Raw genomic sequence first — 18,637 nt, forward strand, 5'->3', positions numbered from 1 at the left:
CTGATATGGATGCGCCTCTGGGCCAGGAAATCGGGCTCGACTGGAAGGCCGCCGAACACGATCTGCGGACCGAGCCCGCCCTCGCGCAGACACCGATACCGGCCCGGGTGTGGAATGTGTGGGCCGGCGGCAAGGACGGCTCCGCCGTCGACGAGGCGTTTGGTGCCTATGTGCGCGCACGGTGCCCGCGCATCGATCAGCTGGCGCAGGCCCGGCTGGACCTGCGGGCCCGGCTGGTGCGCACGCTCGTCGGCGACTACCAGATCGAGCAACTGCTGGTCGCCGGGCAGGTTGACCTCCCGCTGCGTGACGAGGTCCACGTCATCGCGCAGCAAGCCAACCCGCAGGCCCGGGTGGTCTACGCCGACCCAGACGACTTCGTCCTGACGTACGCGCGAGCGCTCTTCGCCCCTGGCCTGGAGGGGACGTGCGACTGCGTGCCGGCCGCGCTGAACGATCCCCGCGGGCTGCTGGCTTCCGCCGGACGGGACCTGGACCTGGACCGTCCCGTCGGGGTCTTGCTGCTCAACAGCTTGGGCGGCTACCCCGACGAGGTAGCCGCCCAGGTGGTGGGACATCTGCGGGAGTCGCTGGCTCCCGGCAGCATGATCGCGATCTGCGACCTCACCGACATCTCGGGGCACGGCCTCACCAGTTTGGACGCTCTGCGCGAGGGGTGGTTCCCCGGGCTGTTGGGCGTCCGTTCTCCCGGTGCGATCCAGGCCCTGCTCGGCGGTACTGAACTGGTCCGGCCAGGTGTGGTGCCGGCCCCGCTCTGGCGCCCAGACCCGTCCCTGCTGACGGCCTCACCGTTCATGGACTTGTGGTGCGGCGTCGGCCGGATCCGCGGTCCGCGACCACAGCGGAGGCCGCGATGCAGGTGACGCTGTTCAATAACAGGCCCTCCCGCCCGAGCAGACCGCTGCTGCGGCCCCTTGACCGGGTTCGCTTGGCTCGGGCGGCCGACAGCGTTCAGGTTCGTCGCCCGGCTGCGGCGCTCGGTACGACCCTCGGAGCAATGCGATGATGTTTCCCCGCTCCCCCCTGCTGGCACCGGCCACGTTCGAGCAGCCACCCATCCAGGCTCGTGAGCATGCGCGTGAGCTGGCCAGCCGTCTCACCTCTCGAGGGTTGCGCGCCTCGGGTGAACCACACCGGGGAGAGCCCACGGCGATGGCGGTCGCCGCGCGGCGCGTGGACGTCCACCCGTACGCGGGCCGGCTGGTGGTGCTGCTGCCCTCCCGTAGCCGGGGCGAGTTGCTCTGGCATTGGCCGCGGCCCTACTCCGGGCATGAGCATGTCGGAGCGTGCTGGTTTCAGCCGTTCAGCCCGGCGGCGGCCTACGACGACACCGCCGACCGGATCGCTGCGGTGATCGACGCGGACCTGCGCCGCCGGGCGGAGGACGGCGGCCTGGCGCAGGCGTTGACGCGACGGGACGAGGCGTGGCTGCGGGAGGTGCTCGGCAGTATCGGCCGACCGCTGCACAAGCTGGTGTACCAGCAGGTGGAAGTGCTCGATGGCCTGCAGAAGAAGGTCGAGGACCCGTCGCTGCTGCGCGGTCTGTTCGGGATCGATCACCTGGGGATGCGGACTCTTCGGGGTCTGGAGCGGATCGCTGTGCTCGCCGGGGTCAGGGCGCGGGCGTTGCCGGAGCCGCTGCTGTTGACGCGAGTGCTCCGGGAGGCGGGCTCGCAGGTCAAGGACTTCCCGCGAGTGCGGTTCCCGTCACTGGGGCCCGAGGTGGCGCTGTCGGGGGATGTCGCACCAGAGATTGGTCTGCTCCTGGCGGAGCTGATCGAGAACGCGACCCGGTTCTCTGCCCGCGACACCGATGCGCTGGTGACCGTAGCGTCGACCGAGAATCCGCTGTCAGCGGGGCTGAGGATCGAGATCGCTGACTGCGGGCAGCTTCCGATGCCGTCGGCTCAACTCGTGGCGCTGAACCGGTTGCTCGCCGAGCCGGACTCGGTCGACCTGCACGAGCAGATCGTCAAAGGCCCGATCGGGCTGCTGGTGGTGGCGATACTCGCCGAACGTCACGGTGTGCGAGTCGAGCTGCACCCGCGCCTCGGAGGTGGGACGCAGGCCGTGGTTGAACTGCCGGGAGCGCTGCTGCTGGAGCCGCGCCTGCCAGTACCTGCCGCCCCACTACCTGCGCTGGCGACCTCGGACGTTTCCGAACCTGTGGTCGAGTCGCTGAGGGGGCCGTGGCCCCCGCTCCCGGCGCTCCCAGAACTCGCTATGCCGGCCAAGCCCATCGAGCCGGTTGGAGCCGCTAGCACGTCGCCCCCCGCCGGTTCCGCCCCCGGAGCCGTAACCGTGCTCCCGAACACGGGGCCGTCGACGGAACCGGCGGCGGGCGGCCCACCGCCGCTCCCCCGGCGGCGCGGTGCACACCGAACAGCAGACCGACACAGGGCGGTCAGTGACCCGGACCTCGCCGTATCGCCCGGCAGCACACCCACCGGCCCAGACGTCGGGGCAGCGGCCGCCTTCGTGCAAGGCGTCCATGCCCCGATCGGGCACTGCGGCACCGACCACACCCGCGAGGAGTCGCCTCCAGACGGCGGTCCCGAACCACCGGCCGGTCCGTCTGCGAACTGACCGCTCCTGCCGATCGCCCCGGACGCGTCCCCGGCCGCGTCTGCCGCTCAGCCCAGAAAGAGACGAGACGACAATGCCTTCTCCCCTGCGCCCTATCACCTCGCCCGCGCCGCATGGCGGGACCGGTGAACTGGGGTGGCTGCTGGTCGCTTTTGTCGAGGAATTGCCCGGCGTCCACGCGGCGGTGCTGGGAACCCTCGACGGGCTGGCGCTGGCCTCCGCCGGCCTGACGCCGCCCCAGGACGATCAATTTGCCGCGGTCGCGACGAGCCAGCACTCCGCGGGCAAGGCCGGGGGGAACATCACCGACCCGGCCGGCGGCGACGTCCAGCTCGTGATCGTCCAGCTGGCGCACAAGACCCTGTTCGTTATGAACACCCAGCAGGGCGAGGGGCCCGACACCGCCGCCCAGCCGAGCCTGCTGACCGTGGTGGCCGCACGAGACGCCGACCCGCGCATGGTCGGCTCCGAGATGACCAAGCTGATCGCCAGTGTCGCCCCGCACCTGGGTGCCGCGACGCGCACGAGCCCGTCCGTCAACTCGTCCGGCAGCTTCCCCACCGGTGGCACCGACGCATGGGGCCGGCGATGAAGGGTGAACCACCCGGCCAGGCATGGATCACCCAGGAGCGTCCCGACGTGCTGCGGCCCTACATGGTCACCGGAAACCGCACCCACGCCCGCCACGGCATGGACAGAGACACCGTGCTGACCGCCACCCACCACCCCGTGCTCGCCGACACGCTTCAGCCGGAGGCCGTCCAAGCGCTGCAACTATGCCGCGAGCAGCAGCGCACACTCGCCGAAGTCGCGGCCACCATCAAACAACCCACCCTGATCGCCAAGATCATCGTGTCCGACCTGATCGACCACGGCGCGCTGGCCACCCAGTCCAACGCCGACTTCACCCACGCCCACCACCGCCAAGTGCTGGAAGACGTGCTCGCCGGCCTGCAAGCCCTGGACGCCTCGTGACAACGGCCACTACCCGCCCCGCACCGGACATGCCCGCGCTCTCATCCTTCAAGATCGTCATCGCCGGAGGTTTCGGGGCCGGGAAGACCACGCTGATCGGCTCGATCAGCGAAATCCCGCCTCTGACCACCGATGAACTCCTGACCGAGGCCGGAGAACCGATCGATTCCCTGGACGGCGTGCATGGCAAGTCGACCACCACGGTGTCGCTGGACTTCGGTCGCCGGACGCTCACCGGCCCGACACCTGTCGTGCTCTACCTGTTCGGCACGCCCGGGCAGCAGCGGTTCCAGTTCCTGTGGGACGGCCTGGCCCGCGGCGCGATCGGCGCGGTGGTGCTGGCCGACACCCGCCGCCTGGCCGACAGCTTCCCCAGCATCGACTACTTCGAGAAACGCGGCACGCCGTTCGTGGTGGCAGTGAACCAGTTCGACGGCGCCCGCCGCTACACCACCGGCCAAGTCCGCGACGCTCTGGAACTGCCTGCGCAGGTCCCCGTGGTGGCCTGCGACGCGCGCGAGTTCACCTTGACCCGCACCGTGCTGATCACCCTGGTCCAGCACGCCCTGACCATCCTCCGCACATCCCCGCCAGACCCTCTGCACCAGCCCGGACGACCGGTCGAAGGGCAGGCAGTCCACCCGTGACCCAAGAGAGCACCCCCGTGCAGGCGAACTACGACACCTACCTCCGATTGCACGCCCCCGACCGTGCCGTGCAGGACGCCGCGATCCGCCGGCGAACCGGACTGCTGACCGGCCTGGGCCTTGACAGCCTGGAGCAGGAAGAGGAATTCGACGCCTTCGCCACCGACGTGTCGCAGGGGTTCGCCGCCGCACTCGGCCGGGTCGCCCAGGGCTTGTATGCGATGGTCAACCTGATCGGCCAGGAGCAGGTGTTCGTCGGGCTGCACAACCCGCCCGGCAAACGCCCGGTGGGCCGGACCATGAGCCGCGACCACGGCTACTGCCCGGCCGTCATCGACCGGGGCCTGCCCCTGGTCCTGTCGGACGTGCTCGCCGCGCCCCGCTTCGCCAGCAACCACGTCGTCGACGCCATCGGCATCCGCACCTACGCCGGAACCCCGCTGATCCACCAGGACACTGGGATCGCGTTCGGCACCCTGTGCGTCATCGGCGATCACCAGCTGCCCGAAGAGACCGAAGACGCAGCCCTCGCCCTCATCAAGGCAGGCGGCGCCCGCCTGATGCAGCTCATCGAGCAGCGCACCACAGTCCCCGAATTGGGCCCTCCAGCCGACGACGCGACTTCAGCCACCGGTCCAACCGTGATGACCCAAATCCTGCCCTCGACGGACCGACCGTAGCCAGGCGATGACCTCCTGCCGGACCCCACCGTCCGGCACCGCCCCGCGAAACTGAAAGGGGATCTGCGTGTCCGAGATCGACGACCAGTGGGGCCTGGGCGACCAGGCCCGCGAGTTCGCGCTCGCCGAGATCAAGCCCCACCTCGACCGGCTGCAGGCCCACCCCGGCGAGGTGGAGGAGGAGATCGTCCGGAAGATGGCCCGGCTGGGCTGGATGACGGTGGCCATCCCCGCCGAATGCGGCGGAATGGGCCTCGGCCACGCTGCCAAGACGCTCCTGTTGGAGAGGATCTCCCAGGTCAGTCCCGCGATGGGCGCGGCGCTGCAGGCGTCCCAGCTCGGCGCGGCGACGTTCCTGCACTACGGCAGCGATGACCTGCTGCGGACCTGGATGCCGCAGGTCGCCGCAGGCGAGTGCCTGCCGACGATCGCGGTCACCGAGCACAAGTCCGGCGGGCACGTGCTGGGGATGCAGTCCACCGGCCGCCGCGACGGCGACCACTACATCATCGACGGCGGCAAGGCGTTCGTCGGCAACAGCCACATCGGCGATGTGCATTGCGTGGTGGTCCGCACCGGTCCCGACTCGGCCGGAAGCCGGAAACTGTCGGCGTTCCTGGTCGAAGCCGACAGGCCCGGCGTCCAACTCGCCCCTTACCAGACTGCGATCGGCCTGCACGGCTTTTCCTTCGGTGACGTGATCTTCGACGGAGTCCGGGTGCCGGCCGCGAACATGATCGGTCAGGAGGGCGACGGCAAGGACGTCGCCTACGCCGCGTCCATCCTGGCCGGCCGGCTGTGCCTGACGGGTGTCCTGCTCGGCGCCCAGCAGGCGATCTTCGACGACACCGTCACCTACGCCAAGGCGTGCTCCCGCTACGGCGCCCCGCTGGCCGACCTTCCCGTCATCGGGCAGCGGCTCGGGGCGATGAACGCCCGGCTGATGACCGCCCGCACCATCGCCTACACCGCCGCGGACCTGCTCGACCAGGGCAAGCCCTGCGACCAGCAGCTGATCCACGCCAAGTTCGAAGCCGTCACCACCACCCTGGGCTCGGCCGGCGACGCGATGGACACCCACGGCGCGGCTGGACTCCGAACCGACCGCCGCATCGGGCTGCTCACCCAGGACGCACGGTGTCTCGCCCCGCCCGCCGGCACCAACGACATCCAACGCCTGCGGCTGGGCGAGCACGCCGCCGGACTCGACCGCCCGCAGTACTCCCTGCAATTGGCGCACCGGACCGCGCTGCGGCCTCCGACCGACCCGGCCAACCGAAAAGAGCACGCCGCCTAATCTCGTTTGCAGACCAAAACGGCATTGAAATCTTCGGTGAGCGAAATGACTCCGCTCACCGAAGGCGGCTAAGACCGCCACTCACGAATCAAGAAGCAGAGAAAGGAAGGACCTGATGGAAACCCGACAGGGGCCGCACCCGGACTTCCCGGGCGCGCGGTGGAGAAAAAGCGGGCACTCGCAGGGCTCGCAGCACGAGAAAGAGTTCTGCGTCGAGGTTGCTGCGGTCGGTGAAGAAGGGTACGCGGTCCGCGATTCCAAGGACCCGCAGGGCGCAGTGCTTCGCTTCGACCCGAGGGCGCTGCGATCACTGCTGGACAGCGTCCGGTCGCTCTAGCCGTTCACGCTGAAGCTCGCACTATGCCTCCGCCCGCGGTGGCGTGCTTGTTGCCAGTTACGGCCTGGGCCGCTGCGCGGGCCAGGCCGTAACGGAACTCCCATGAACTCCACCGATACCTCACAGAACCCCGCCCGCCGTCCAGGAGCAGTCACCAGTGCATTTCGGTGAATCGGCCGACCGGACACAACTCGGCCGCTTGTATGACCCGGTCCCCGACCTGACGTGCCGGCACGGGAACCGATCGCGTCCGCGCATCGGCCTCGCCTCCCAGGTACGGGCCCGTGTGCTGGTGCCGATCGTGGCCGTGGCTCGCGCGGTGCTGCGGTTCCGCTGCCCGCTGAGTTGCTGGGTCCGGCGGCAGATTCGGGGGCGGCGGTGAGCGCGGCCGCGGGCGGCTCCTTGCGTCCGGTGTGCTGCGGGCCTGCTGGACGACCGCCGGTCGGCTTGGTCCGCCCGCACCCTCGAAGCCGAGGGGCTTGCTGTGTGGCACTCGGCAGCCTCTCGCGTCCTTCCGACCCGAGATGGGCGGGAAGGGCGCCCCCGAATCCGGCCTCGCTTGAAGCACGGAACCGATTCATCGACACGGAAGCCGAGAAGTGACCGACACCACCTCAGCCGCCGCACCAGTACAGACCTCCCCGGGGCAGCGAAGCTTCGCCGAGGCGATGCACGCGATGCACGCCAAGTACGTCGCCAAGAACGGTTACAAAGCAGGCAAGCACAAGGCCTGGCTCATCCCCGCCCTGCACCTGGCCGGCGGTGCCGTGCTGGGCGGCGCATGCCGAATGCTGCTGTCCCCGATGTGGGCCGCCGCGGTGACCGGCGCCCTGACCGCCCTGGTCGGCGCCTGGGCAGTCCTGGCCGTCTGCATGATCTTTCGCGTCGGCTTGCTGCGCGGTGTGGACTGGGCCACCGCCGACGACTACGAGCAGCAACTCATCGCCGGCCTGGACCCCGACGCACGCGCGGCCCTGACCCACGCCCAGCATCAGGTACTGCGGCGTTTCCCCGCCGCCGCCAGCGTCCACGTGTACCGCCCCGACCAGCTACCTGGCCACCGGTGCACCCTGGACACCGCCGGCTGCGACTGCGCGCGCTCGCGGTTCAACGCCGCGGTGCTGCCCAACCGGCGGCACCCGGTCATCGTGGTCGGCGACCGGCTCCTGGACCAGCCCGCCGCACTGGCCTACGTCCTGGCACACGAGACCAACCACGTCCGCCGCCCCTGGCTGCAGGTCTTCCTCCTGCTCCAACTGGTCAGCCTGGGCGGCTGGGCGGTTCTGGGGCTGATGCTGCCCTGGCCCACCCTGCTGACCGCCGCCCCAGCGCTCTGGGGCGCGACCCTGCTCCTGCGCTGGACCAACGAGTTCGCCGCCGACATCGCCGCCCGGACCACCGGCCCTGACGCCGCCCGGCAGTTCTGGACGATGCTACGGGCCGTCCGCCCTGCATCCACTGGCCTGTCCCGCCTCAGCACGGCAACGGTCGCGGTCCTGGCGCCCTCACATCCGCCTCGCCGCCCGCATCGCCCGCCGCGCTTAACCCCCGTCCCCGCCGAGGGCGGAGCATCAGCGGCCCCCGGCCACCCTCACAAGACCGCCCCCGTTCGCGGTGCGCGGCCGCGGCCTTCGCTGTCGACCGTGCACCGCGCAACCCCCACCGAAATCCACGCAGTCCCTTGGAACGGGAGCCATGCATGGCCAGACCTCAGGCAACGAGCGGGCGCGGCATCCGCGCCCGATGCCAGCAGATCATCACCGCCAGCCTCGATGATCGCTTTGAGGGGTATGAGGCCTTCGCTGCCATGCGAGCCCGGTCCGACCTTGCCCGCACCGGCCCCGTGATGGCCGAGGTGTTCGCCGAGTCCATCCACCGCGGGTGCCGCGCGCTGGACGCGGTCACCGGCGAAGGACTACCTGACGTGGGCCGGTTTGTGCCTGACGAACGCACGGGGGTCACGCGAGCCCGCCGGACAACGCCCGGAATGACCGAACAGAGCATGATCCAAGCCCGCCGCGACCACCGCGCCAACGCCCGGGCCGCCCGGGAACTGGTAGAAACCCTCGCCGCGCGCGGTCCAGAACAAGCCCGAGCCCACTTCCGGCAGACCGCCGCCGACAACGCCGCTGCCGGGATGCTGCTGATGATGCTGTGGGGCACCGCGATCACCGTGCAGCTCCAGGTGCGGGCGGCCCGGGGACGGCGCGGATGACCTTGCCCGACGCACGGTGGGTCACGCCCCGGCACGGCGAACCCCTCCACCCCTCTTCTGAAAAAGGGGCCAGCCATGTCTGACGAGTCCTTCACGATCCGCGTGGGCAGTTACAACCTGTTCGAAGGGGGCCTGGGCAGCCTGGACGACCCGGGCGGCCACCGGAACCAGGACGACCCCGACTTCTCCCGGCTGCGTGAGCAGGTCGCACTGCTGAAGCGGCTCGACCTGGATCTGCTGGGCCTGCAGGAAGCGACCTGGGGGCCGCACTCCCGCAGCCTGGCCGACTTCGTCGCCGACGAACTCGATATGCCCTGGCGGTTCGTGGGCCCCTCGAACTTCTACGGCTGCGACCTGGCGGCCTTCGTCAAAGTCAGCGACCACCTCGACTACGAAAACGTTACGCATCTGACCGGTCCGCCGTTCGTTCATGGCCTCACCAACGTCAAGCTCCGCATCGAGGGCTTTTCCGTCCCCGCGCATTTCCTGGTCGGCCACTCCGCCCCCAGCTCGCCGGGAACGCGCCTGCTCGAAGCCGAGATGGTCACCGTCCACAGCGGCCAGCCCGTGATCTACGTCGCCGATTTCAACGCCGCGGCCACCGATGACGACCCCGACACCACCGGACTCCCCCCGTACAAGACCAGCAAGAAGCTCATCAAGGCGCCAGCGCAGGAACTCGCCGCCGCCGGTTTCCACGACATCGGCCACCTATGCCGAGACCGCACCCCGACCGTGGGGCACCTGGAGGACAAACTCGCCTACCGCGCCGACCGAATCTGCGCCACCCTGCCCCCCGCCCTGATCACCGACTACGGCGTCGTGGATACCGGTGACCACCTGTCCGACCATCGGATCGTCTGGGCCGAACTCACCTTCGCCGCTGCGCCGCACCCCGGCCAGCTCGCGTCCACAACCCTCGCCCTGCCAGCGCCGAGGCAACCCGCCCAGCCCCTGACCCCGTCTGCGCGGTGTCGCCCGCGACCCAGACGGCCCCTCCTCCGGCCGGAAGGAAGGGCCCTGTGACCGGCGTCCAGCCCCGGTGCCCGCTGTGCGGATGCCGTGCCCCACACGCCGACGGGCGCGCTCTGCCCTATCCCCTCGTCCGGGCCGTGGCGTGGCTGCTTGATCATTACCGGGACGCGGACGTCGGGGTTCCAGCGATGGCCAACGCGGCACAGGTCGGCGCGCGCCACCTCTGGGCGCTGTGCGTAGCCCACCTTGGTCTCACACCGACCCAGCTGATCCGGAACGTCCGGCTTCACCAGGCCCGCACGGAGTTGCTGATCGCCCTGCCCGGTCAGGTGCGCGTCGCCGACATCGCCGCCCGGGTCGGCTACCCCGGCCGCAGCCGATTCACCGCGCACTACCGCGACCGGTACGGCGAACTCCCGTCCACCACCATGCGCCGCGCCCCCAGCACCAACCCGACCACCTCGGTCCTCTCCCTCAGCCAGTTCATTGCCGAGCCCGCACCCGCCCCGATGGGCGCGACGTGAAAGGACCAGCCCCCGCGATGCCGAACCTTCGGCTCAGTTACGTCAACGTCGAGCACGGCGGCAGGGACACCTCCCCCGGATTCTCGCCCTACAGCGGGGACGGGGCTGGCTACGACTTCGGGCGGGTCGTGGGGATGTTCCACGACGGGGACTGGCCCAACGTCCTGGTGCTCGGGGAGGGCGACCGCTACGAGCTCAACGGCATGGAGGGCGCGCTCGAGGCGGCGGCTGCGATGCGCGCGGCCGGCGGGCCCGCCTACCACCCGCACCCCTGCTCCCTCCCGCGCGAGGGCGGCATGTTCGCGCCCGTCATCTACACCACCGACGCCGTGCAGGTCCGCCGCTTCTACAACCACCGGCTGCCCGACTTCGCCTCCCGGAACCGCAACACGATGTTCTTCACGCTGCCCGGCAGCGACGCCCCCTTCCGCATCGTGGCCTGGCACGGCGACATCCACAGCGGCGACGGGCGCCTGGCCGACGCGCGCACGTTCGGCCGGTGGGCCGACCCGACAATCCCGACCGCGCTCATCGGCGACTTCAACCAGGTTCCCTCCGGACCGCACTTCGCGCCGAAAGACCTGAACACCCCTGGCGTTCACAACCCGCGCCAGCTCGCGTTCCGGATTCTGTGGCGGAGCGGGCGCGACTGGACCGGGCGCTACAAATACGACAGCCGCGCCATGGACTACCTGTGCGGGCACTGGAGCCGGATCCGCAAAAAGCGCGTGGGCGGGCTGGGGTTCCACCATGTCGCCGAGCTCGCCGGCGACTACACCCCGACCCAGGGCGCCAAACCCAACGGGCGACGGCCCCTCGTTTTCGACGCCTTCCTGTTCAACGAGTCGCTTGTCCCCTACTACGTGCCTGAAAGCTACAAGGTCCACACATTCCGCGACCCGACGGACCCCGACTCCGACCACCGGCGGGTGAGCGTCAGCATCGACATCCCCGGTGCTCCTATCCCGCCCGCTAGCCGCGCAATCGACAACGACAACGGAGCCGCAGGAACCGGGATCCCATGAATCAGCTGGTCCACGCTCTCCAACTCGGCCCGTTCCTCAACCCTGCCCTCGCCCACGCCCTGACTCACCACGCCCTGGACCACCACGCCCTGGACGTTCTGCGCCAGAGCGCGCTGACGTGCGTCGGGCTTATCCTGTCCGGGCTTCATGCCTGGCTGGCGGCGCCGCCTGCGACCGCTCGGCGGTGGCGCGGATGACGCTGCCTGACGACGCCTGGATCGCGCGCCGCTACGGCGGGGCGATCACCCACGTCGCCTTGGACTACGGCCTCACTCTGACCAGCTGCGGGGATCCTGTTGATCCGGTGCTGGGGATGCGGCCGGTCGCCGAGGCCGCGCGGGCTGCGGTGCGGGAGCTGCACGCGGCCGGTTTGGTCTTGGCGCTGGTGTCCAACACCGTCCCCGGCCAAGACCGGCGCCGGGCGCTGAAAGCGGCCGGGCTCGATGAGCTGTTTGCCGACCGCGTCTACCTCAGCCACGAGCTCGGCCTCGACAAGACTCACCCGGGCTTCTACCCCTACGTCCTGGACGAGCTCGATGTCGCTCCGAGCGCGCTGCTGGTGTGCGGCAACAACATCGACACCGACGTCCGCGCTCCTGCGCTACTGGGCATCCGCGCCGTCCTGCTTGGGCCGCTTGCGGCCCCTGCACACCTCCCTCCACGCGCCCGGTTGATCGCCCGGATCGGCGACCTGCCCCGCATCCTCACCGGAGAGCTGAGAGCGTATGCCTGAAAAACCCGTCCGCGCCGTCTCCGGCGCCGGGGCTGGTCAGACCAGTCTGAGCCTGGCTCTGGACTCCCTGGCAGACCTGGCAGACCTGGTAGGGCGCGGCAGCTACCCCGTCGCGGCAGCGCTGGCGGAGATCGCCAGGGCGCTGGAGCCGCTGACGTTCACGGCACATGTGTTCCACGGCTTCATCGCGGTCGCGGTCGCGCAGACAACGCAGGCCCGGGATAGGCAAGCGCGCACACTCGACCTGCCCGCATTGGACAGCGCACTTGCGCATCTCACGCACGGCGAGAAGGCGATGAGAACGGTCGGGCACCTACTGACGTCGGGACGCACCGAGCCGGACCGCGCGGCCGGAAAGCAGCTGATTAACCAGCGGCCGGAGCCGCCTCCCTGGTCATCCACCTTCTGACTCTCAGGGCAACGGCGGCGGTGCGGGCGTTCCCTACGGCCCACGGCGAATCAGCAGCCACTCGACTCTCAGCATTCGACCCGGCTCACTCGGCCCAGCTAGTGCCAAAGCCCTCCTTGATCAACCGTTGGCCCACCCACGACCTTGGAGAAAACGATCTTGAGTGATGTGATCCCACCCGCCTACGCGGCTCAGCCCGAGCACCTGCAGCACGCCTGTCGGGTTCTGGCGCTGCCGCGCGGCCCGTTTTTCAGCGCCGACGCGGCGGCGGCCGCGCTGCAGGCCGACCCACTGGCCACCGGCACCACCCTGGGTCAACTCCAGGCCGCAGGGGTCCTGGAACACGACCCCGGGACCGACCAGTGGCGGATGCCGAGTCGCGTGCTCGCCTACGCCCGCACCCTGCTCGACGAGATCCCGAAGGCCGAGCGCGTGGGCATCGTGGCCCGCACCGTCCGCCACTACCTGCTCTGGGCTGCAAACCTTGACCGGCTGATCACCCCAGACCGCCTCCGCTACGCCCCCGTTTTCACCTGGCTTCCCGAACATCCGCCGGCGGTCGACACCGCGGACCAGGCGGTTGAGCTTCTGCACACCTGGATGCCGACGCTGGTCGCCGCCCAAGCCCAGGCCGCCGAAACCGGCCTGCACCAGCTGGCCTGGCAGTTCCTCGATGCACTGTGGGGCTACCTGACCCGCCAGCACAACTACCGCGCCTGGCGGAAGGTCTGCAACGTGGGAGAGAACAGCGCCCACTACGTCAAAGACCCCGGCGCGCTGACCCTCTATCACGCCTTCGCCGGGCTGCTGGACCGGCACTGCGGCCACCCCAAGCGCGCCCTCGACCACCACGCACAGGCCGAACGCCGGGCCCTGGAAGCCGGCGACACCCTGACCCAAGCCGCCGCCGCCAAGGACCAAGGCGCGGCCCTGCTCCGCCTGAACCAGCCCCAGAAGGCACTGGAGGTCCTGCAGCACGGACTCGCCCTGCACCGGGTCGCAGCGGCGCCGCACTCGCGTGGCCGCGGTCTGCTGGAACGCCATCTCGGCATCGCGCTGGCCAAGCTGGGTCGGGACGACGAAGCCGAAGAACACCTTCAGGCCGCCGAACGGGTCTTCATCGAGTACGACGAGCCCTATCTGCGCGCCCACCTTTCCCTGGACCGTGCGCAGCTGGCGCTCGACGCCGAGGATCCCGCCGGAGTCCTGGAGCACCTCGCCCAGGCCAAGCAGCAGTTCTCCGGCTGGTCAGTCCCCGACAAGGCCCGTCTGCACTACCTGACCGCCGCCGCTCACACCCAAACCGGCGACCGCGGCGTCGCCGCCCGCACGCTCGACATCGCCATACCCCTGACCAAAGATCTGCCCCGCGGCCATCCCACAGCCCTGCTCATCCGGGGCCTGGCCGAGCCCTCGGCTGGAGCCACGGCGTGAGGCGGCGGAACCCGCACGGCCGGCGGCGGGAACGGGGGGTGACGGCTGCTACGGCGACGTTTTTGATGATCAAGAAAACCGTCCGAACGTCGATCCCTGGCGAGTCGGCGTCAGCGGTAGCGGGACCGACGGCGGAGAGGATGGGGGTGTTCGCGGCGGCGGCGGTCGTGTTCATCGCCCTGCATCCCTTCTGCGATCTGTGGCTGCAACGGCGCGACGACTCCATCGCCAAGGAGAAGCACGGACAGACGATCGTCGCGCGCGGCCCAGACACCAAAGCCCTGACGGTCAGCCAGCTCGGGCGCCGGGCCGCCGCCCGCCACGCCCTGACCTACACCGGCGCACAAGTAGCCGCCGCGGCGATCGTGCTGCGGTCGCTGGGCTACCGGATCCCGGTCACTGCGCTGCTGGCCGGCGCGGTGGTCAACGGCGGCACCCACGCAGTGATCGATCGCCGCAGATTCCTGGAAGAGCTGGCGGCCTGGACCGGGCACACCGACTTCCTCACCGAGGGCACCGTGCTCCGCAAGCTCGGCACAAAGCCCAGACCCGCCGCCTCCGGGCCTGGCACCGCTCTCTACGAACTCGACGCCGCCCTGCACCTCCTGATCGGCCTGATAGCGGCGGTCCTGACCTCCAGACTCGCGGTCCGCGAACCCGCCGGCGGTACCGCGCTGCGGCGCGGTCGCAGGCCATCGAACATCCTCCGGAATCGCAAAGGACACCAATCATGAGGCCTGATTCCTTCACCCTCCGCGTGGCCACCTACAACCTCAACGGCGCTGGACCCGACGGTGAGGACGACTCCAGGCTGACCCAGCAGATCTCCCTGCTCAAGACCCTCAAGGTCGACCTTCTCGGGCTGCAGGGGGCGACATGGGGCGAGCACCGGAAACAACGGGTGCAGGATGTCGCGCGGGAGCTCGGCATGACCAGCTGGAACATCGCCCCCTCGCCGTTCTACGGCCACAACATCGTCGTCCTCGTCCGCGAGAACGACCGTCTTTCGGTCACCAGGAAACGCTCCCTGTTCGGACCGCCTTGGGTGCACGCTCACGCCGACATTGAACTGGAAGTGCCCTGCCACCCGTCCCGCCTGCACTTCATGGTCGGACATGCACCCTCGGCCAGCCCGACCATGCGGCTCGCCGAGGCCGAGATGATGAACGCGTTCCGGCACCTCCCCGTCATCTACGCCGCGGCCTTCAGCGCGCCTGCGCTCGGCGACGACCCGGACACCACCGGCGTGGACGCCGCGACCGTCGCCCGCCACCTCGACTACCGCCCCGCCAAGGAACTCGACGCCGCCGGCCTGGTCGACATCGGCGCAGCCCACGATGACAGACCGACCGTGGGCCACCACGCACTGGACCCGCTGTCGTACCGGAGCGACCGGATCCACACCAATCTCCCACCCGGGTGGGTGACCCGATACGAGGTCGTCCAAGAAGCCCAACCCCTGTCCAACAACAGGCCCGTCTGCGCCGACATCACCATCGGAGGCCGGCCGCGAGTCTTCTCCTGACACCCGAGGCCCAAGGCCGGCCGGACGAGCCGAGCACGCGCGGCCGCCAAGAGGGCTGAAGGCGGGGACCTGCGGGATGTCCCGGGCCGCTGCTCCATCAACCCACTCACAGGAAGGCGTCACGCCTTGAGCGAAGGACCCGCCAGCAAGAAGATCGACGGGACAGTCCCGCACCTGGCCCGCGTATGGGACCACCTGCTCGGCGGTACAGGCCACCACCCAGTGGACCGCCAGGTGGGTGATGACCTCAAGAAGATCATGCCTGAGGTCGTAGACCTGGTGCGGGCGGCGCGGCATTTCACGGCACGCGCGGTGAGCTACCTGACCTACGACCTCCTCATGGACCGGTTCATCGACATCGGCGCCGGCGTGGCCACCGCCAACACCACCCACGAGATCGTCCATAGCTTCAACCCCACCGCCCGGGTCCTCTACCTCGACGACGACCCGCTGGTCTTGGCGCACACCCGTGCCCTGCTCGCCTCCACCACTTTGGGCTTGTGCCAGTCGCAGAAGGCCGACCCCCGCGACCCGGACCGGATCCTTCACCAGGCCCAGGGCTTCCTGGACTGGACTCGACCGATCGCCCTGATCCTGAGGACCCTGGACTTCATCCCCGAGCGGCAGGCGGTCAGCATCGTTGACCGCCTGATCGCGGAGCTCCCGCCCGGCTCCTGCCTGGCGTTGCACGGCACGACCAACCACGTCACCGGCACCCGCGTCGACGAGGCCGTCCGTCTATGGAATGAGAGCGGCACCGCGACCCCGATGACGCTCCGCACCCCCGCCCAGATCGCAGAGTTCCTCCGGAACACGATCTATGAGGCACCCGGAGTCGTGCCCATGCAGCTGTGGAGGCCCGAGCACCCAGGCGTTCCCGGTGAGCCGGTCGACGCCGACGCCGCCGTCGGCCACAAGCGCCGATGAGCCCGGCCGACAGCACTGGCGGCCAGCGCGCGTCCACCGGCAAGAGGCGCTCACAGAGAGCATCCGTCACCGGCCGTCACCCTGACGAGTTCTACACCGGCCAGCAGGTCGCCCGCCTGTTCAACGTCGACACCAAGACCGTCACCCGATGGGCGGAAAACGGGAGACTCAACTCCTCCCGCACCATCGGCGGCCACCGGCGGTACTTCAAAGCCGAGATCGACGAACTGCTACGCGCCCGCAGCCGCGCCTTCAAATGCCCGCCCACTCCTCTGCTGGGGGCCCCAGGGACCTTCCTGCACCCGCGCGTGGCGGTCGCGCATCTGGTTCAGGAGTTCTTCCGCGGCGACCCGGTCGCCGCGCTCCTGGAACTGGCAGGCATCTACAACCTCGCCGTGACCTACCTCGACCATGAATGGTTCGCCGCCCACCTGGGACGCGAACTGACCTACGACGAGCAGCGACACCTCGGCCGCCAGCTCAACGACTTCTGCGCGGTGATGGACGATCTGTGCATTGATGTCCTGAACGCCTACAGCCAGCTAGTGCTGGCCTCGGCCGGCCTCATACCCCGCAATCACCGTGCCGATCCACCCGAGACCGGCGACGACGAGGCAGATCCCGAACGTGGCCCTGCGCAGGGCGGGCATGCGCAGGAGCTCCCACCGGACTGAAATCGCCTCGATTGCCCCTGAGACACTCGCCCGGCCGGGCGCTTATGGGGGGCCGGGCCCACGGCCCTCGCCCGGTCACCCCGCCGTCCCGGCCGGGCGAGTCCCATCAGCCCACTGGTCGCTGACCGCTGGGGCCCAGAGGACACCAGAGCCCACTTGCCACCCGCCGTCATAGAGCGCGAACATCCAGTACACGCCGGACAGGAGGCGCCGAGCCCGTCCGTGCCTTCCGGCCCTGCGCGGACGCCGTCCGGACCCCACAGGACGTCAGTGACGACAACTGCGTCGTTCGCCATCCGCGCGGCCGCCTACAACCCGGCCGCGACGGCGAGGGGAACTCCAGGCCGACCTAGATCACCCTGCTGAAATCCGTGGACGTTGACCGGACGGTGCGCGCCCAGAGCGCGCAGCATCGTGCGCTGTATCAGCTCGCGCGGCGATGCCGGAGTTGCCACTCGAGGAGGCGCAGCATCGAATCGCCCGCGTCTGCATGCGCGTCCAGGAACGCGTCCAGCTCGGCTTGCCGGGTGGAGTCCTCCGGGCCGGGTTCCTCTTGGGCCCCTTCGGGGACGGCCAGCCTTCTCAGCTGTTCGTAGGCTGGATGGTCAGGGCCAACGTGGCGGGTAGTGTGCGCGATTCCGCCGGCTTCCGGGTCGACAACGGCGTCGGGCACACGCAACGAGCCGTCAGCAAGCAACGTCACCCTCATACCTGTCACCGCCTCAACTCTGGAAACTGCTGGCGGAAGTAGGCCACCAACAGGAGCAGGAGCTCGCGCTCGCCGCCCAACCAACCGAGCAACTCCACAGTAGCCCCGGCTCCCAGCGCAGCGAAAGCATCGGCGAAGAACTCGCGCCGCCCCAACTCGTCGGGCAACAGGTGGACCGGCAAGGTCAGAGCGGGTACGCAGGTCTGGTAGACCGCTGCGAACAAAGCTCCGTCAGAGAGCATCTGCCCGCCGCCGCGCACATGGTCGAAGGCGTGTCCGAGCTCGTGAAGCACGACATCAGGTGTCGGGGTAGGTCGATCGCCTATCAGGACAAACCTGGCGATATATGCTCCGGCGGATTCATTCCAGCGACCGCGTCCGCTCGGCAGGACCCGATCCCGCAGGTGCTCCATCGAATCCAGATCCGGCACCCCGCCCGGGCCCACGAAGATCCCATGCAGTTCGCGGCCGAGTTCGACTTTCAGGGACTCCGGGAGAGCCGCCAACCTGCGGATGGCCGTTACCAGGACCGGGCTCGGCGCGGCCGTGCCATCCGGCCACTGCCGCCACATCACCTTCTCCAGCGGCGCTCCGAGATACACCCGGCCATCGCCGCGGTCCGGCTCCCCGGGAGCGTGAGGCAGGCAGCGAGGCAATCGGGTCGGGGGCACCGGCCAACCCTACTGTGAGGCTGCCGTGAGCCAAGGGCTCTGACGCCGCGTGGTCACGACTGGCCGCGTCGCCGGGAGCCCCAGGTCGGCGAGTACGCGTGCATCCAGTTCCGCGGCGATCCTGCCGATCTTGGCCACGGTCGTGGCGCCGCTGAGCACGGCGACCAGGCACAACGCCAGCATGGGGCCGAGCCGGTACCGGCGGCCGCGGCGACGCCGCGGATCGGGAATGCGCTCCAGCACCTGCACCTGCACCAGTGCCGGCAGGCCGGG

General features: G+C 69.7%; 23 protein-coding genes and 1 pseudogene. 21 read left to right on the top strand and 3 right to left on the bottom strand.

Annotation, left to right across the window (positions count from 1 at the left end):
• Positions 1-5 precede the first annotated feature (5 nt).
• From AB0H37_RS38230 to AB0H37_RS38330, 21 genes and pseudogenes are all read left to right on the top strand, one after another.
• Positions 6-884: an SAM-dependent methyltransferase gene (locus AB0H37_RS38230; protein WP_360617512.1), complete on the top strand. Its 879-nt coding sequence runs from the start codon at positions 6-8 to the stop codon at positions 882-884.
• A gap of 289 nt (positions 885-1,173) precedes the next feature.
• Positions 1,174-2,607 carry an ATP-binding protein gene (locus AB0H37_RS38235; RefSeq protein ID WP_360617513.1) on the top strand — a complete coding sequence of 478 codons (1,434 nt, stop codon included), beginning with the start codon at positions 1,174-1,176 and terminating at the stop codon, positions 2,605-2,607.
• A 73-nt stretch (positions 2,608-2,680) separates the two neighbouring features.
• Entirely contained in the window at positions 2,681-3,199 is a 519-nt protein-coding gene (locus tag AB0H37_RS38240; RefSeq protein ID WP_360617514.1) for a roadblock/LC7 domain-containing protein, read from the top strand.
• Positions 3,196-3,582, top strand: coding sequence for a DUF742 domain-containing protein (locus AB0H37_RS38245; RefSeq protein ID WP_360617516.1), 387 nt, complete (start codon positions 3,196-3,198; stop codon positions 3,580-3,582). Before AB0H37_RS38240 ends, AB0H37_RS38245 begins: the two co-directional genes overlap by 4 nt.
• 29 nt (positions 3,583-3,611) lie before the next feature.
• Entirely contained in the window at positions 3,612-4,229 is a 618-nt protein-coding gene (locus tag AB0H37_RS38250; protein WP_360617517.1) for an ATP/GTP-binding protein, read from the top strand.
• Positions 4,230-4,246: 17 nt separating this feature from the next.
• Positions 4,247-4,909 carry a GAF domain-containing protein gene (locus AB0H37_RS38255; RefSeq protein ID WP_360617519.1) on the top strand — a complete coding sequence of 221 codons (663 nt, stop codon included), beginning with the start codon at positions 4,247-4,249 and terminating at the stop codon, positions 4,907-4,909.
• A gap of 67 nt (positions 4,910-4,976) precedes the next feature.
• Positions 4,977-6,206, top strand: coding sequence for an acyl-CoA dehydrogenase family protein (locus AB0H37_RS38260; protein ID WP_360617521.1), 1,230 nt, complete (start codon positions 4,977-4,979; stop codon positions 6,204-6,206).
• A 115-nt stretch (positions 6,207-6,321) separates the two neighbouring features.
• Positions 6,322-6,543 (top strand): DUF397 domain-containing protein, encoded by a 222-nt coding sequence (locus AB0H37_RS38265; RefSeq protein ID WP_360617522.1) that lies wholly within the window; start codon positions 6,322-6,324, stop codon positions 6,541-6,543.
• Positions 6,544-7,142: 599 nt separating this feature from the next.
• A complete protein-coding gene (locus AB0H37_RS38270; protein WP_360617524.1) occupies positions 7,143-8,390 on the top strand; it encodes a hypothetical protein in 1,248 nt (415 codons plus the stop codon).
• A gap of 140 nt (positions 8,391-8,530) precedes the next feature.
• Entirely contained in the window at positions 8,531-8,758 is a 228-nt protein-coding gene (locus AB0H37_RS38275) for a hypothetical protein (protein WP_360617525.1), read from the top strand.
• A 75-nt stretch (positions 8,759-8,833) separates the two neighbouring features.
• Positions 8,834-9,784, top strand: coding sequence for an endonuclease/exonuclease/phosphatase family protein (locus tag AB0H37_RS38280; RefSeq protein WP_360617526.1), 951 nt, complete (start codon positions 8,834-8,836; stop codon positions 9,782-9,784).
• 137 nt (positions 9,785-9,921) lie between these two features.
• The gene (locus tag AB0H37_RS38285; protein ID WP_360617527.1) at positions 9,922-10,257 is read left to right on the top strand and encodes a helix-turn-helix domain-containing protein; all 336 of its coding nucleotides are present in this window, start codon (positions 9,922-9,924) and stop codon (positions 10,255-10,257) included.
• A gap of 17 nt (positions 10,258-10,274) precedes the next feature.
• Complete coding sequence (locus tag AB0H37_RS38290) at positions 10,275-11,282, top strand: hypothetical protein (protein WP_360617529.1); 1,008 nt, start codon at positions 10,275-10,277, stop codon at positions 11,280-11,282.
• Positions 11,279-11,479, top strand: a complete 201-nt coding sequence (locus AB0H37_RS38295) for a hypothetical protein (protein ID WP_360617531.1) — start codon at positions 11,279-11,281, stop codon at positions 11,477-11,479. Before AB0H37_RS38290 ends, AB0H37_RS38295 begins: the two co-directional genes overlap by 4 nt.
• Positions 11,476-12,015, top strand: a complete 540-nt coding sequence (locus AB0H37_RS38300; RefSeq protein WP_360617533.1) for an HAD family hydrolase — start codon at positions 11,476-11,478, stop codon at positions 12,013-12,015. Before AB0H37_RS38295 ends, AB0H37_RS38300 begins: the two co-directional genes overlap by 4 nt.
• Positions 12,008-12,424 carry a hypothetical protein gene (locus tag AB0H37_RS38305; protein WP_360617535.1) on the top strand — a complete coding sequence of 139 codons (417 nt, stop codon included), beginning with the start codon at positions 12,008-12,010 and terminating at the stop codon, positions 12,422-12,424. The genes AB0H37_RS38300 and AB0H37_RS38305 overlap by 8 nt, the downstream gene beginning before the upstream one ends.
• Before the next feature lie 159 nt (positions 12,425-12,583).
• Positions 12,584-13,858: a tetratricopeptide repeat protein gene (locus AB0H37_RS38310; RefSeq protein WP_360617536.1), complete on the top strand. Its 1,275-nt coding sequence runs from the start codon at positions 12,584-12,586 to the stop codon at positions 13,856-13,858.
• 140 nt (positions 13,859-13,998) lie between these two features.
• Positions 13,999-14,592, top strand: coding sequence for a hypothetical protein (locus tag AB0H37_RS38315; RefSeq protein ID WP_360617537.1), 594 nt, complete (start codon positions 13,999-14,001; stop codon positions 14,590-14,592).
• On the top strand, positions 14,589-15,383 hold the full coding sequence (locus tag AB0H37_RS38320) for a hypothetical protein (protein WP_360617538.1): 795 nt from the start codon (positions 14,589-14,591) through the stop codon (positions 15,381-15,383). The genes AB0H37_RS38315 and AB0H37_RS38320 overlap by 4 nt, the downstream gene beginning before the upstream one ends.
• A 126-nt stretch (positions 15,384-15,509) precedes the next feature.
• Positions 15,510-16,310: an SAM-dependent methyltransferase gene (locus tag AB0H37_RS38325; protein WP_360617540.1), complete on the top strand. Its 801-nt coding sequence runs from the start codon at positions 15,510-15,512 to the stop codon at positions 16,308-16,310.
• Between the two features lie 95 nt (positions 16,311-16,405).
• Positions 16,406-16,552 (top strand): annotated as a pseudogene (locus AB0H37_RS38330) (BldC family transcriptional regulator); the annotation flags it as partial.
• Between the two features lie 856 nt (positions 16,553-17,408).
• On the opposite strand, the gene AB0H37_RS38335 reads toward AB0H37_RS38330, so the two are convergent.
• The 3 genes from AB0H37_RS38335 to AB0H37_RS38345 form a co-directional block, all read right to left on the bottom strand.
• Positions 17,409-17,693: a hypothetical protein gene (locus AB0H37_RS38335; RefSeq protein WP_360617541.1), complete on the bottom strand. Its 285-nt coding sequence runs from the start codon at positions 17,691-17,693 to the stop codon at positions 17,409-17,411.
• A 5-nt stretch (positions 17,694-17,698) separates the two neighbouring features.
• A complete protein-coding gene (locus AB0H37_RS38340) occupies positions 17,699-18,295 on the bottom strand; it encodes a hypothetical protein (protein WP_360617543.1) in 597 nt (198 codons plus the stop codon).
• 78 nt (positions 18,296-18,373) lie between these two features.
• Positions 18,374-18,613, bottom strand: a complete 240-nt coding sequence (locus AB0H37_RS38345; protein WP_360617544.1) for a transposase family protein — start codon at positions 18,611-18,613, stop codon at positions 18,374-18,376.
• Positions 18,614-18,637 lie beyond the last annotated feature (24 nt).

Origin of the sequence: Actinomadura sp. NPDC023710, from assembly GCF_040639875.1 — a bacterium.
GTDB lineage: Bacteria > Actinomycetota > Actinomycetes > Streptosporangiales > Streptosporangiaceae > Spirillospora > Spirillospora citrea.